Origin of the sequence: Cognatundibacterium jejuense (assembly GCF_014284255.1) — a bacterium.
Taxonomy (GTDB): Bacteria; Pseudomonadota; Gammaproteobacteria; order Burkholderiales; family Burkholderiaceae_D; genus Undibacterium; species Undibacterium jejuense.
The window spans coordinates 85187-98908 of record NZ_JACOFV010000019.1; the positions used below are offsets into that span (position 1 = coordinate 85187).

General features: G+C 46.3%; 14 protein-coding genes. 4 read left to right on the forward strand and 10 right to left on the reverse strand.

Translation table 11 applies throughout. From position 1 onward, the window contains the following. Positions 1 to 85: 85 nt before the first annotated feature. From H8K32_RS17845 to H8K32_RS17890, 10 genes are all read right to left on the reverse strand, one after another. The gene (locus tag H8K32_RS17845) at positions 86 to 319 is read right to left on the reverse strand and encodes a hypothetical protein (RefSeq protein WP_186913912.1); all 234 of its coding nucleotides are present in this window, start codon (positions 317 to 319) and stop codon (positions 86 to 88) included. Between the two features lie 461 nt (positions 320 to 780). After that, complete coding sequence (locus H8K32_RS17850) at positions 781 to 1929, reverse strand: D-alanyl-D-alanine carboxypeptidase family protein (RefSeq protein ID WP_186913913.1); 1149 nt, start codon at positions 1927 to 1929, stop codon at positions 781 to 783. A 63-nt stretch (positions 1930 to 1992) separates the two neighbouring features. Further along, positions 1993 to 2631 carry an alpha/beta hydrolase gene (locus H8K32_RS17855; RefSeq protein ID WP_186913914.1) on the reverse strand — a complete coding sequence of 213 codons (639 nt, stop codon included), beginning with the start codon at positions 2629 to 2631 and terminating at the stop codon, positions 1993 to 1995. Then, a complete protein-coding gene (locus H8K32_RS17860) occupies positions 2628 to 2954 on the reverse strand; it encodes a (2Fe-2S) ferredoxin domain-containing protein (protein WP_186913915.1) in 327 nt (108 codons plus the stop codon). The genes H8K32_RS17855 and H8K32_RS17860 overlap by 4 nt, the downstream gene beginning before the upstream one ends. A gap of 87 nt (positions 2955 to 3041) precedes the next feature. Further along, entirely contained in the window at positions 3042 to 4169 is a 1128-nt protein-coding gene (locus tag H8K32_RS17865) for a VanZ family protein (RefSeq protein WP_186913916.1), read from the reverse strand. A 13-nt stretch (positions 4170 to 4182) separates the two neighbouring features. Continuing rightward, positions 4183 to 4821 (reverse strand): ABC-type transport auxiliary lipoprotein family protein, encoded by a 639-nt coding sequence (locus tag H8K32_RS17870; RefSeq protein WP_186913917.1) that lies wholly within the window; start codon positions 4819 to 4821, stop codon positions 4183 to 4185. Positions 4822 to 4831: 10 nt separating this feature from the next. Continuing rightward, positions 4832 to 5788 carry an MlaD family protein gene (locus H8K32_RS17875; protein ID WP_186913918.1) on the reverse strand — a complete coding sequence of 319 codons (957 nt, stop codon included), beginning with the start codon at positions 5786 to 5788 and terminating at the stop codon, positions 4832 to 4834. A gap of 7 nt (positions 5789 to 5795) precedes the next feature. Further along, positions 5796 to 6578, reverse strand: a complete 783-nt coding sequence (locus H8K32_RS17880; RefSeq protein WP_186913919.1) for an ABC transporter ATP-binding protein — start codon at positions 6576 to 6578, stop codon at positions 5796 to 5798. Between the two features lie 3 nt (positions 6579 to 6581). Next, the gene (locus H8K32_RS17885) at positions 6582 to 7706 is read right to left on the reverse strand and encodes an MlaE family ABC transporter permease (protein WP_186913920.1); all 1125 of its coding nucleotides are present in this window, start codon (positions 7704 to 7706) and stop codon (positions 6582 to 6584) included. Between the two features lie 116 nt (positions 7707 to 7822). Further along, a complete protein-coding gene (locus tag H8K32_RS17890; RefSeq protein ID WP_246447455.1) occupies positions 7823 to 9736 on the reverse strand; it encodes a phosphoethanolamine transferase in 1914 nt (637 codons plus the stop codon). 555 nt (positions 9737 to 10291) lie between these two features. Between H8K32_RS17890 and rpsL the strand changes: the two genes are divergently transcribed. The 4 genes from rpsL to H8K32_RS17910 all read left to right on the forward strand — a co-directional run. Further along, a complete protein-coding gene (rpsL, locus tag H8K32_RS17895; RefSeq protein WP_186913921.1) occupies positions 10292 to 10675 on the forward strand; it encodes a 30S ribosomal protein S12 in 384 nt (127 codons plus the stop codon). A gap of 142 nt (positions 10676 to 10817) precedes the next feature. Further along, on the forward strand, positions 10818 to 11288 hold the full coding sequence (gene rpsG / locus H8K32_RS17900; protein ID WP_162039546.1) for a 30S ribosomal protein S7: 471 nt from the start codon (positions 10818 to 10820) through the stop codon (positions 11286 to 11288). 129 nt (positions 11289 to 11417) lie between these two features. Continuing rightward, complete coding sequence (fusA, locus tag H8K32_RS17905) at positions 11418 to 13523, forward strand: elongation factor G (protein ID WP_186913922.1); 2106 nt, start codon at positions 11418 to 11420, stop codon at positions 13521 to 13523. A 75-nt stretch (positions 13524 to 13598) separates the two neighbouring features. Next, on the forward strand, positions 13599 to 13722 hold a 124-nt coding region (locus H8K32_RS17910), incomplete at its 3' end, for a GTP-binding protein (RefSeq protein WP_017454492.1).

The following is a 13722-nucleotide window of genomic DNA, read 5'->3' on the forward strand; positions in this document are numbered from 1 at the left end:
GTTTATGCAAATTATGCATGTCTCTGGTTTCTTAAGAAGGAGATATACGTTTTTGAGTTTTTTAAGAACTCAGCACGGATACTATTTATCGAGAACTACTACTGGAAGGAACGCTTAGAGGTGAAAGTTGACGTTGTATGTCACCAACTTGTTGTTTATCCAATGCTTGGATTGGTTGGCTAGAAGATCGATGCGGAATATGGCTTCCTGTGACGTAATCTTCCTCTTGAGCGATTGAAGTCTTACGGGAACTTTGTTGGACATCAGGTGTGCTGCATGCCGTCAAGGTAAACAACGCTATAAGTGCGATTTTTTTCATGTAGGTCTCCATTTTTTTTTAAATACCAATAAATTTTAAATAGTTAAATACCCAAAATGCATATAGAACAATTAATTTTACACATTGTTTAACATAATTAAAAGAACTTCAAATATTTTAAAAATGACGATTGGCGGAAAAAACTACCGCAATGACTTAATACGTCTGGAGATGTAGCAATCTGATGTCTTTGAAAGCTAGTTCTAAATCCCAGAATGTTCAGAAATAAAGCTGGTAAACCAAGTACTCTGACTTTCAAAAAATCTTAAGTGAAAATTGGATGGGGGTAAAAGTGATTCATTTATATTTCGCTAAATTGGATCTATTTAGCCATTTTTTATTAAGAGCGTTCTTACTCGTTCTTAAAGGGAAACGAATTCTGATAAAAAATCCCCGCAACGGCTAAGACGAGGCGGGGAGTGACACTGCTAAGAAATTTTTGAGAAAATTGATTATAACTTTTACTTAAACATCAATCGTATCGAATCCCAGGCACGCCCAAAAATACTCGCCTGATCAACTTGTTCCAATGCCGTTACTGGAAATTCTGCAACTGGTTTTCCATCAAGCATCATTTTTACTATGCCTACTTTACTGTTCAATGCAATCGGCGCGATCAGTGGGTCTTTACGCTCCAAGGCTGGCTTCAGTTTAGCTGCTGAGCCTTTTGGCAATGTGACATATAAATCATGATCAAAGCCGATTTTGACTTGCGCTTGTGAGCCTTTCCAGACTTGTGGCGTCTCCAGTGTCTGACCTTTGGCATATAGTTTGACGGTGTCAAAGTTCAGATAGCCCCAGTTCAACAGCTTTAAACTTTCTTGAGCACGAATTTGATCACTATCAGCGCCAGTGATGACAGAAATCAAGCGACGTTGACCGCTACCGTTAGGGCGGTTGGCTGACGAGATCAGGCAATATTTCGCAGTTTCTGTGTGACCAGTTTTCATGCCATCAACTGTAGGATCCAGCCACAGCAAACGGTTACGGTTAGGCTGCGTAATTTTGTTGTAGGTATAGCTCTTGGTGCTGTAGTAGGTTTTATAAAATGCAGGGAAATCGCTGATCAGGCGCGATGCCAGCGTTGACAGGTCACGTGCCGTTGCATAATTTTCTGGACTAGGAAGGCCGTGTGGGTTCGCATAGTGTGTGGACTTCATCCCCAGACGTTCTGCCTGACGATTCATTTGTACTACAAAGGCTTCCTCGCTACCTGCCACTGCTTCAGCTAAAGCAACTGCGGCATCATTGCCTGAGTCGACAATCAAACCGTACAGTAATTCATTGATGGTGACTGGTTTGTTTGGCTCAATGAACATTTTAGAACTGCTTGAATCGACTTTCCAAGCGTGTGTGGACACATTAACGCTTTGATTCAAGTCCAGCTTTTTTTCTGTTAATGCAGTAAAGACCAGATAGGCAGTCATGATTTTTGTCAACGACGCTGGTTCGATGCGCATATCCGGTTCTTGGGCGGCGATGATCTGACCGCTAGTCACATCAAGCAGTAGCCAGGATCTGGCCGCAATGGTTGGTGCCGGGAGAGATTGGGCCATCGCAACTGACATCGTCAGTATCGAGGTAGCGAGTATAGCGAGAAGTTTTTTCATTGGATGCAGCTTATAAAAACAAAAAAAAGAGAGAATCGTTGTAGAGCTAAGTACGATGTTTTATCAGGACTTGTCCCACAAACTAGTGACCAATTGCTTGATGTGGTGCAGGCGGCGGTGAAAGAAGTGGTCAGCTCCAGGAATGACCGTCACCGGAATGTCCTGAGGACGTAGCCAGTCGAGTACCGCAGAGAGCGGAATAGTGTCATCCAGCTCGCCATGAATCAAAATTGTATCTGCGGGGATGTCCGGCATCGCCCATTTTCCGGCTGCAGCGCCGATCAATACTAAACGTTGTGCGGCGTTGTTTTCGGCGATCAGACGTTGTTGCAGACTCGCTTGCACAAAGGTACCAAAAGAAAATCCGGCCAGTGCTACAGGTAAGCCGGGAAAGCGTTCACGCATGTGCAGCAGCAGCAAGGCCATATCGTCGGTTTCACCGACACCAGCATCATGTGTACCCGCTGACTCGCCGACACCGCGGAAATTCATTCTGACTGCGGCGTAACCCAGTCCGGTGAAGGTACGTGCCAATGTTTGCGCTACTTTATTGTCCATGGTTCCACCATACAAAGGGTGGGGATGGGCAACTAGGGCTAATCCTTTTGGCAATCCCTGTGTTTCAGGATCAGGTAAATCGAGTGCGCATTGTAATGAGCCAGCAGCACCGGTGATCAAAAAATGTTCAGTTTGTGCATTCATGTATTTGGTAATTTCAAACGTTCGACCACACCGCCACCGATCAGATCGACGTCAATGATTTCATCAATATCAGATTGATCGACAAAGGTGTACCAGGTGCCTTGCGGATAGACCACCATCACTGGGCCCTCTTCGCAGCGATCCAGGCATCCAGCTTTATTGATACGGATTTTTCCGTGACCATTCATATCGAGTTGTTTAACCCGACGTTTTGCATGTTCCTGCGCAGCCTGAGCGCCACGATCAGCGCAGCAAGGCCGACCATCGTCGCGTTGGTTCATGCAGAAAAAGACATGCTTTTGAAAATACAGTGGTTCAGACATGATGGGATTGTTTGTAGTTGTTGCAGTGGAGCATGTCAGTAAAGACCGACTTGCAAAGTTAAGGCAATATAATACTGCAAACCCGCATCATCCCGCGCGCGGCTTGCGTAACAGTGCCCAGAGAGCAAGAAATGGCCAAAACATCGATAAGAACTGTGCAGCACCATTAAAGTTCAAAAATTTTCCTTGTACCCAGGTTTGCATTGTTACTTCAAAGTAAGGATTATCAGGTAACAAGTTGACGACGACCATCGAGATTATTAGCAAAAGAAAGGCTAAACGCTTTTGTACATGCACTGGCGCAAATGAAAAGCCGTACAACATTATCAGACTAATCAGCAAGCCGCCACGGGCACCGGGGGTAAACCACGCAAACGCATATTCAGGGTTGAACAGCAGTGCGCAGGCGAGAGATTTGCAGATTAACGCCATCAAGAGGAGCAACGGAGCCAGAATAAATTTCGGCGCATGGCGATTAAGTAAGCTCAGGCAAATCAGAATGGCACCAGTGCAACCGCAAGCTGTAATGAAGGCTTCCGCTAATAAATAGGCATCCGCATTGGGTTCGATTCCTTGTAAAAAGAAGGCGCTCAGATCGATGTCCATCTCAAAAAAATTGGTCAAATGTTGAGACAACAAGGGGGAAAATTGCCCCAGTCCGAACAGATACGCCTGTGGATACAGTTGTGCCATAGGCCACAGACCTAAAATGACAATTTCCCTGCTAGATTCCTGGTACGTCCATTGTTTGCGCAGTAATTGCAAGCGCCCTTTTTCGATTAACAAAGGGGTTAACAATGCACCTGCCAGCGCGCCTATCACCGCACCGCTGGCATTGGTCAAAAAATCCAGCATAGACGTAACGCGGGTAGGTAAAAAGTACTGTACTAACTCTGCAGTTGCTGACACCGCCGATCCACATAAAATCGCGATCAATACCGCCCACCAACGATTAACTCGTGGGTACAGAGAGAACACGATCAGCATTCCAAACGGGACATAGCCGACGATATTGGTACTGACATCAAACACCGTCCAATAGTGCGGCCACTGCCGGATTACATCTGGCAGAGCTGATAGGTTGTTAGCACGCCAACCAGTAAATGGATACCAGCTCGCATACAAAATCAGAAAAAGGTAAGCGACCAGACTCGCCCGCGCAAAAGGGGAACTGCGCAGTGTTTTCGGGGTTGCTGTAGGTTCAATTTGATTCATCGCATGATGCAAATCAGACCGCAGCTAATTGCGTCAGCCATTGTTGTATTTCACTGATCAACGCATCACTCGTTTCTTGCATCGCGCGGGCACCACCTGAGGCATCAGGAGTTTTGCTCGGAGATTGCACGCTAAAGCTACGTTGTGCCAGGATCATTTTTCCTTTGCTCAGAACAGCGCGTGCATTGATTTGTGCGTGGCTATTTGTGCTGCTTGTGAAGACTTGCGAAAATTCATCAAGCTCAATACGTAGAACTGGTTGCGTCACAATCCCATCATTGGCGTTGATGACTTGCGTGCCAGTTGCCAACATTTGAATTTTCAAGCGTTGCGCTAATAGCTGCGCTGGCGGCATGCTCCAACGCGCTTGTGCATAGGCTTTAAGTTGCTGTGCATTATCGTATTGCAAGCGATACCACATGGCATTGCTGTCGAGTGCTGGCACAACTTGAATATCTGCAAGGCTGACCTGTAATTTGGACGAACCATTGCCAACCGCAGGAATAGCCGGTAGACCAAAGTCATATTGCTGCCGTTGTATTGCGGCATTGCCCGAACAGGCGCTGAGTAGACACATCAGACAGCTGGCTGCCAGTAGAGGCAAATATGGTTTGTCAGCGAAATGAGTGAGAGTGCGAAAAAAGCGTGACATAAGATTTCCTTTATTCGGATGCTGACGCAGGTGCAACGAACCCTGGCTCACCTGGGCCTGGCGCTGGCGCTGGGTTACCAAACAAGATGCTTTGTGGTCTGTCGTTCAAATTTTCAGTCGTACGATTGAGCGATCGTAAGCTGCTACGGGCATCGCTGGTCAGCGTTTGTATGCGTGGCAAGGTTTCAGTCGTAATACCGTTACTGATTTGATCCAAGGTGTTATTAAAATGTGCAATCGGTCCTTCGCTAGACTGCAATTGACTACTGAGCTGGTTTAGATTTTGAGTAAATTTATTCGCATCGACGGACAAACTTTTTACCGAGCTTAGTGTACTGTGGGTTTGATCTATCAGCGCCGGAAGTTTGCTCAGGCTCGGTGCAATCTGTGCAGGTACGGTTCCCCATTGTTCTGCCGCTTTGCCGACATGATCTATCGTCGACATCAGTGAAGAAGGATTTTGCGGGTCGAGTAAGTTGTTGATGCGTTTGGTGAGTTCTTCAGTTTGGCTCAGAATTGCAATGCCTTTTTGTTCTAAGTTTTGCAACATACTTGGCCGTAAAGGAATGCGCGGCAATGCTTCGTCATCTTGCGTGCTGGCGAGCAAAGCGTGACCTTGTTGTTTATCATCATCAAGCTGAACGAAAGCAATCCCGGTGACACCCTGATACGCCAGAGTTGCAAATGTGGCACTGGTCACTGGTGTAGTCGGGATGACTTCGACCCGAAGTATGATTTGACCGGGCACTTTGGGGTTGAAGTTGATATCGGTTACATTGCCGACTTTAATTCCTTTGTAGCGCACTGCGGCTTGCAGATTTAAGCCTGACACCGAGGAGCTGGTCACAATTTCATAAGGGATACGTTGTATCTTATCTCGTCCCAAAAAAATCGCGAACATGGCAGTAATTACCAATAAAGCAATGGTAAAAAAGCCAGCAATAAGAGCATGAGATCGGTTTTCCATGGCTTTCCTAATTGGTTGCTGAAGTCATGACTTCCATCGCCCGCAGGCCGCGCCCGCCGAGGAAGAAACTTTTAATAAATGGGTTCGGAAACGCCACCACTTCGTGTGGCGATCCAATGACGATAACGCGTTTTTCCGCCAGTACCGCAATCCGGTTTGAAAGTGCAAACAGGCTGTCGAGGTCGTGCGTCACCATAATTACGGTCAAAGCAAGTTGTCGGTGTAACGACTGGATTAATTGTACGAAGCTGTCTGAGCGGTCTGGATCGAGTCCGGCGGTTGGTTCATCCAGAAACAGTAATTGCGGATCGAGCGCCAGTGCCCGTGCTAAAGCGATCCGTTTGATCATTCCTCCGGACAAATCCGAGGGCATTTTGCGGGCATGCTCAAACGCAATGTCGACCATTTGCAATTTCAGATAAACGAGATCGGTGATGAGTTCTTCGGGCAACTTGCCGAATTCACGCAAAGGTTGCGCAACATTATCAAACACGCTCAAGGCAGAGTACAGCGCACCATGCTGAAACAACATGCCGGAGCGCTTACGCAAATAATTCAGGTGTCCTTCTTTCGGCGCGTGTATATCTTCATTAAAAACCTTGATCGTACCTCGCCGTGGTTTTTCCAGACCCAGCATTTGACGCATCAACACGGTTTTGCCGGTACCCGACCCACCGACGATAGACAAAATTTCACCGCGTTTAACTTGCAGTTCCAAATTGTCATGCACGACAGTGCGACCAAACTGGGTACGCAAGCCTTGAATATCGATGATGTAATCGGATGTCATCAATCAGTATCCTACTTTGCTAAAGATAATGGCAAATACAGCGTCTGCAATAATCACAACTGTGATGGAAATGACTACCGAGCTGGTAGTGCCGCGCCCCAGACTTTCGGTATTGGGCTCAATACGTAAGCCAAAATGGCAGGCGATGAGGGCGATGAGCAAACCAAACGTCGCACCTTTTCCCAGTCCTATCCAATAATTGAGTAACGGAACCGCGTCAGGCAATTTATAAATAAAAAATGCTGGCGACATACCAAGCAAGGCCTCCGCTGAAATCATGCCGCCTATTAATGCCATGATATCGGTCCAGATAATCAGTAGTGGCATGGCGATCACAAGGGCCAGTACCTTAGGCATAATCAACCTGAAACCATGTGGAATACCCATCACACGCATCGCGTCTAATTCTTCTGTGACACGCATGACGCCAAGTTGTGCCGTGATGGCAGAACCGGAACGACCTGCCACTAAAATCGCTGCCAGCATAGGACCGAGCTCACGAATGATGCTCATACCCAGCAGATTAACGATGTACAAATCGCCACCGAATGCGCGCAATTGCTGTGCAGATAAATACGACAAAACAATACCAATCAAAATACCGACCAAGGCAGTAATGCCTAGGGCTTGCGCACCCATGCGGTAAATGTTGGCTGATAATTCTTTCCATGGACCTTTCCATGGGCGCTGCGCAAAACGGCCAAGATCCAGCATCAATTGCCCAAGCAAGCTACTGAAGCTGAGTAAATGGGCAAAAAATCCAAGCACGACCGCGCCTAGTTGCATGGTACGTGTCAGTCGTGGTTTAGGTACAACTGGCAAAGGCATGGCGGTAACTAATTCAAGTCGCTCAAAAATACCTTCATGTGCGGGCTGCATGATCAAATGTTTGGGCCGCTTTTTTCCCCATGCGCTCCACAGTGTTTGCGCGCCGACATGATCAAGATTGTTTATCTGGCGTAAATCCCATTGTGCGTTGTTTAATACCATTGCCTTGCTGAGTTCCGCACTTAATTGCTTGAGCCGGTCGCCATGCGTGAGAGCATTGACTACCCATGCGCCCGCCGCGGTGAATACGGGCTCATTGGAAGTGCTAATGGTGAGGGTAGGCGGGATATCAATAGGCATGGAGCAAGTGTAAGCGAGATAGTGTATTTCCTGCAATGAAACGACTATTGGATGTCTCACTGCGATCTTTTGGCATCAAATGCAGTAAGAAGTTCGGTGAAATTTTGAATTTACATCTATTTTCGGCCCTTTTTCTTCTTGCGCACTGGCTTTTTCGCAATGACTTCGCGGCATGAACCATTCATATCGGCATGGTCATAGTCGACCCAGCCATGACTATCGACAAAACGGGTATGCCTTTGCAACTGGCTATTCAAAATGCTCCATTCAAGTTTTTCGTCCGGATATTGAATGTTGCCCATATCTAGTAGCGTATGAAACACGTTTTCTGTTGATAACTTGGATTTTTGATGCTTGTGTAACTGCTCGATTTTTTCCGGGAACTGCTCCCCATATGCATCGGAATACCAGATGAAAGCTGGAATATGAAACTCAAACTGCGTGTTATGTCCGTGGAATGCTAATAAACAATCGCCGTCATACAAGGTTTGTCCATGATCTGACACGTACATCATGGTGCTTAGCTGATTGTTGGCCTTCAACCTCTCTATGAGCTCACCCAGGATCCAATCCGTATAAAGAACAGAATTGTCGTAGCTATTGTTTAACGCGTCTTTGTTTTTTAGATCTGTATATTCAGGATCAACGATGCCGAATAGTGATGGCTGCCAATGATCAAATTCTTTAGGATAGCGGTGGCTGTAATTCCAGTGATTGCCTAAGGTATGTAAGACAATCAGCTTCTTTGGACTCGGATCTTGCATTGCCTGGTTCATCGGCGTAAGCAATACATCGTCAAAATTCGAGTTGTTGGTAAATCCACCCAGATTCAGAAATGCAGTCACATCCGCTTCTTTTGCAAATGCGGATACCGGTGTATCAAATTTGCCGAAGCTCATCTGATTAGAAATCCAGAACGTCTTGAAGCCTGCTTCTTTGTAAGCTGTTAAAAATGACTTTTCTGAAAAACCTGCTTTTAAACCCATTGTGGCTGGTTTGCGCGAAACAATGATCGGTACCGATAAGCGAGTGGCAGTGACCGGCGTCACCATATCATTCAGACTGACGAGATTGCTTTCAGAAGAGAGACGTGGGTTAGTGTCACGTTTGTACCCATTCAAACTCCAACGATCAAATCGAGACGATTCGCCAATCACCACCACTACCGTTTGCGGCGCCTTAGGATCGCCAATTAGCTTCGCGTGGAAGCGAAAGTTGCGGTTTTCTTCTGATAGTTCCTGAAAATAAGTGCGTTCGTTCCAGAAGTCGATCGCATATGAGACCAGTCCAAATGGCCAGGTTTGCGTCATTACCTCTTCGCTGTAAGGTATCGCTGCCCAGGCGGGTAGCTTGCCGGGGCTCTTGGCAAGGCGTTGGCGCAGGCGTTCCAGATCAGGGTTGCTTAGCGCTCTTCCTTTAGTTTCGGTGGTCGGAGTGATAACGGGCGCCTCGTCTTCATCGCTACTATCCGGGTTGCTAGGTGCGACAACTGGTGTGGCTGCGATCCCCACGCAATTACCATATTGCCAGATGGCCGTGCCAAGCAAAGCCACGGCAATGACGATCCAGCGCGAGAAATGCCGCCATGTCAGTTCTGGGCTGGAGCGCGCCGCTTTGAGGCTTATTCCCCACCAGCCACAAATAGCGATAATTAAGATTAATAATAACCAAACCTTCTGCCCCAGAAATTCCATTGCTTCTTTTGGGCTGGTCTCAAACATAATACCCAGATGATGGGTAGAGATGCCTTGCCCAAAGTAAAGGCGCAAATAAATTTCAACCGGCACTGCCAGCATTGCCGGCAACAGAAGATAGTGAAACCAGCGCGGGCTTTGAAATGCCGCCCAGAAAACGACCCATGCTATCGCTTCAGTAAAAAATAGCTGCCACGCATGTTCAACAGGCTTGCCAATTGCGAATGAAAAAAACGCGACTGCCGACAGCAAAATATAGCTGCCTAGCAAAAAGCAAGAACCAGGTCTTAGTGACCATAGTGGTCGAAGTGATCTGAGTGAAAAACGCGTCATCATGGCTTTTGCCGTTGTCCGGCGAGTCTTAAGGTCAAAGAAGCGAGTAAAAAAGGCGTAGAAAAGTAGTAATAAAAATAAATTAATCTATTAATGGCACGTTTTTTAAGCAAAGCGCGACAATATAAATGATTTGTGGAGCTTGTGGTTAGGACTTCGCAATAGCGATTGTCAAATACGTTAAAGTGACAAAAGCGACATCTTGCGATGCAAGTGCTTTAATCTGAAATTTTTTTCAAAACACGGAAATACTTGATTTATCGAAGAAATTTTCTACCCTGAGAGTTCTCATTTCATCTATGCATTCGCAAGCACGCTGAATAAAAATCGTTGACAGGCTTGTGTAATGGGGCATAAAATTGCGAGTTCTCGATTTTGGGTTTGCACTTTTTTGTTATTTGTTTGCATAACATTATGTGAATTGATTGCTTAAAAAGCAGGCAAATTCAAATAAATCGGGCTCGTCTGAATATAAACGGACGTAAAAAATGATTCTTAGTTCCCGGGCAACCGTTTCCGGGTTTGTGTTTAACGTTGTATTTTGTTGGATTAAAAACGATGCCAACCATCAATCAACTGATTCGCCAACCACGTGTTTCCGCACGTGTAAAGAGCAAATCGCCGGCGCTGGAAAACAGCCCGCAGAAACGTGGCGTTTGCACCCGCGTTTATACTACAACTCCAAAAAAGCCTAACTCGGCTTTGCGTAAAGTTGCTAAAGTTCGCCTGACCAACGGTTTCGAAGTTATTTCGTACATCGGCGGTGAAGGTCATAACCTGCAAGAACATAGCGTAGTTTTGCTGCGCGGTGGTCGTGTTAAGGATTTGCCAGGTGTTCGTTACCATATGGTTCGCGGCGCATTGGATACCCAAGGTGTTAAAGACCGTAAGCAAGCTCGTTCCAAATATGGTTCTAAGCGCGCTAAGGCAGTTAAGAAGTAATTATCTCGTAATTTAATCTCCGTAAAATTTACGGATCAGTGTCGGTTCGGAATGAGCCGAGTAAGTGACTGGTTATGATGGCCTGTCGCGAGTGCCAGTAAAGTGTTATTTGGTGCTCAACTGAAGATTGAAAGGAATTGAAATGCCACGTCGTCGTGAGGTCCCGAAACGGGACGTATTGCCGGATCCAAAATTCGGTAATGTAGAAGTAGCAAAATTTGTTAATGTATTGATGTTGTCCGGCAAGAAGTCTGTTGCTGAAGGCATCATCTACGGTGCATTCGACCACATCCAACAAAAATCTGGTAAAGATCCATTGGAAGTGTTCGCTCTGGCAATCAACAATGCAAAACCACTGGTTGAGGTTAAATCCCGCCGTGTTGGTGGTGCAAACTACCAGGTGCCTGTAGAAGTTCGTCCAGTTCGCCGCTTAGCTTTGTCTATGCGTTGGTTGCGTGAAGCCGCTAACAAGCGTAGCGAAAAATCCATGCCACAACGTTTGGGTGGAGAGTTGCTGGAAGCCGCTGAAGGTCGTGGCGGTGCAATGAAGAAACGTGATGAAGTCCATCGTATGGCAGAAGCCAACAAGGCCTTCTCTCACTTCCGCTTCTAAGAGTAAGAGTAGGGAGCCTTTGTATGATATTTATGCAACGGCTCTGGCAAGTATTTTGAATCAGGCCGGGCGCGATTTTTACAAAAAAATTGCGCTCGGTTTTGTCCATTAAAAGATTTAGGATTATCTATGGCCCGTAAGACCCCCATTGAGCGCTACCGCAATATCGGTATTTCCGCTCACATTGATGCAGGTAAAACGACGACAACTGAACGCGTTCTGTTCTACACCGGTGTAAATCACAAAATCGGTGAAGTACATGACGGCGCTGCTACCATGGATTGGATGGAGCAAGAGCAGGAACGTGGTATTACTATTACTTCAGCAGCGACAACTTGCTTCTGGAGCGGTATGGCGAACAACTTCGCTCCTCACCACATCAACATCATCGATACACCAGGCCACGTTGACTTCACTATTGAAGTTGAGCGTTCTATGCGTGTTCTGGATGGTGCTTGCATGGTTTACTGTGCAGTGGGCGGTGTTCAGCCTCAGTCCGAAACAGTTTGGCGTCAAGCTAATAAGTACAAAGTTCCACGTTTGGCATTCGTCAATAAAATGGACCGTACTGGCGCGAACTTCTTCAAAGTGTACGATCAAATGCGTGCACGTTTGAAAGCTAACCCGGTACCTCTGCAAGTGCCTATCGGTGCTGAAGACTTGTTCGAAGGTGTTATCGATCTGGTTAAGATGAAGGCAATCATTTGGGATACTGCATCTCAAGGTATGAAGTTCGAATACCGTGATATTCCTGAGAATCTGGTCGCTGAAGCGCAAAAATGGCGTGAAAACATGGTTGAAGCAGCTGCTGAAGCCAGTGAAGAGCTGATGAACAAATACCTGGAAGAAGGTGATTTGTCTGAAGCCGACATCAAGCAAGCATTGCGCGCACGTACTATCGCTTCTGAAATCGTTCCAATGCTGTGTGGTACAGCGTTTAAGAACAAGGGCGTTCAGGCGATGTTGGATGCGGTTGTTGAATACTTGCCATCCCCAGTTGATATTCCACCAGTTCCTGGTGTGAATGACGATGATGAGCCAGTTGTGCGTAAAGCAGAAGATACAGAGAAATTCTCTGCGTTGGCATTTAAAATCGCAACTGACCCGTTCGTTGGTCAATTGTGCTTTATCCGTTGCTACTCAGGTACATTGAATTCAGGTGATAGCGTTTATAACTCTGTTAAAGAGAAAAAAGAACGTATCGGCCGTCTGGTTCAGATGCATGCGAACCAACGTGAAGAAATCAAAGAAATGATGGCCGGTGATATCGCTGCGGTAGTTGGTCTGAAAGACACAACAACTGGTGATACGCTGTGTGATGAAAAAGCAATCGTTGTTCTGGAACGTATGGTGTTCCCAGAGCCTGTTATTTCTCAAGCTGTTGAGCCAAAAACTAAGGCTGACCAAGAGAAAATGGGCTTGGCATTGAACCGTTTGGCTGCTGAAGATCCATCTTTCCGCGTACGTACAGACGAAGAATCTGGTCAGACAATTATTGCCGGTATGGGTGAGTTGCATCTGGATATTATCGTTGACCGTATGAAGCGTGAATTCAACGTGGAAGCAACTGTTGGTAAACCACAAGTTGCCTACCGCGAAACAATTCGCAAAACTTGCGAAGAGATCGAAGGTAAGTTCGTTAAACAATCGGGTGGTCGTGGTCAATACGGTCACGTTGTATTGAAGATCGAACCGCAAGAACCAGGTAAAGGTTTTGAATTCGTTGACGCGATCAAAGGCGGTACTGTTCCACGTGAATACATCCCTGCGGTTGAAAAAGGTGTTCGCGAAACATTGACATCCGGTGTATTGGCTGGCTACCCAGTGGTTGACGTTAAAGTTACACTGTTCTTCGGTTCTTACCATGACGTTGACTCCAACGAAAACGCGTTCCGTATGGCGGGTTCGATGGCGTTCAAAGATGGCTGCCGTAAAGCAAGCCCAGTTATTCTGGAACCAATGATGGCTGTTGAAGTCGAAACACCAGAAGACTACGCTGGTACTGTGATGGGTGACTTGTCTTCCCGTCGTGGTATGGTTCAAGGCATGGATGAAATTGCTGGCGGTGGCGGCAAAATCATTAAAGCTGAAGTACCTTTGTCCGAGATGTTTGGTTACTCTACATCCCTGCGTTCAGCAACTCAAGGTCGTGCAACTTATTCCATGGAATTCAAGCACTACTCTGAAGCGCCTAAGAACGTTATCGATGCAATCGTAACATCCAAAGCTAAGTAATTCGTATCAAATAAACCTACCCCCAGCGGGGTAGGTACTATGTTAATAAATCGTTCTTTTTGAAGGAAGAATAAAATGGCAAAAGGTAAGTTCGAACGCACCAAGCCGCACGTCAACGTCGGTACAATTGGTCACGTTGATCACGGTAAAACTACACTGACAGCAGCGATTGCGACAGTATTGTCCAAAAAATTTGGTG

Coding starts and splice junctions, on each gene's coding strand:
- H8K32_RS17845 (WP_186913912.1), bottom strand. CDS start 319: ATGAAAAAAATCGCACTTATAGCGTTGTTTACCTTGACGGCATGCAGC.
- H8K32_RS17850 (WP_186913913.1), bottom strand. CDS start 1,929: ATGAAAAAACTTCTCGCTATACTCGCTACCTCGATACTGACGATGTCA.
- H8K32_RS17855 (WP_186913914.1), bottom strand. CDS start 2,631: ATGAATGCACAAACTGAACATTTTTTGATCACCGGTGCTGCTGGCTCA.
- H8K32_RS17860 (WP_186913915.1), bottom strand. CDS start 2,954: ATGTCTGAACCACTGTATTTTCAAAAGCATGTCTTTTTCTGCATGAAC.
- H8K32_RS17865 (WP_186913916.1), bottom strand. CDS start 4,169: ATGAATCAAATTGAACCTACAGCAACCCCGAAAACACTGCGCAGTTCC.
- H8K32_RS17870 (WP_186913917.1), bottom strand. CDS start 4,821: ATGTCACGCTTTTTTCGCACTCTCACTCATTTCGCTGACAAACCATAT.
- H8K32_RS17875 (WP_186913918.1), bottom strand. CDS start 5,788: ATGGAAAACCGATCTCATGCTCTTATTGCTGGCTTTTTTACCATTGCT.
- H8K32_RS17880 (WP_186913919.1), bottom strand. CDS start 6,578: ATGACATCCGATTACATCATCGATATTCAAGGCTTGCGTACCCAGTTT.
- H8K32_RS17885 (WP_186913920.1), bottom strand. CDS start 7,706: ATGCCTATTGATATCCCGCCTACCCTCACCATTAGCACTTCCAATGAG.
- H8K32_RS17890 (WP_246447455.1), bottom strand. CDS start 9,736: ATGATGACGCGTTTTTCACTCAGATCACTTCGACCACTATGGTCACTA.
- rpsL (WP_186913921.1), top strand. CDS start 10,292: ATGCCAACCATCAATCAACTGATTCGCCAACCACGTGTTTCCGCACGT.
- rpsG (WP_162039546.1), top strand. CDS start 10,818: ATGCCACGTCGTCGTGAGGTCCCGAAACGGGACGTATTGCCGGATCCA.
- fusA (WP_186913922.1), top strand. CDS start 11,418: ATGGCCCGTAAGACCCCCATTGAGCGCTACCGCAATATCGGTATTTCC.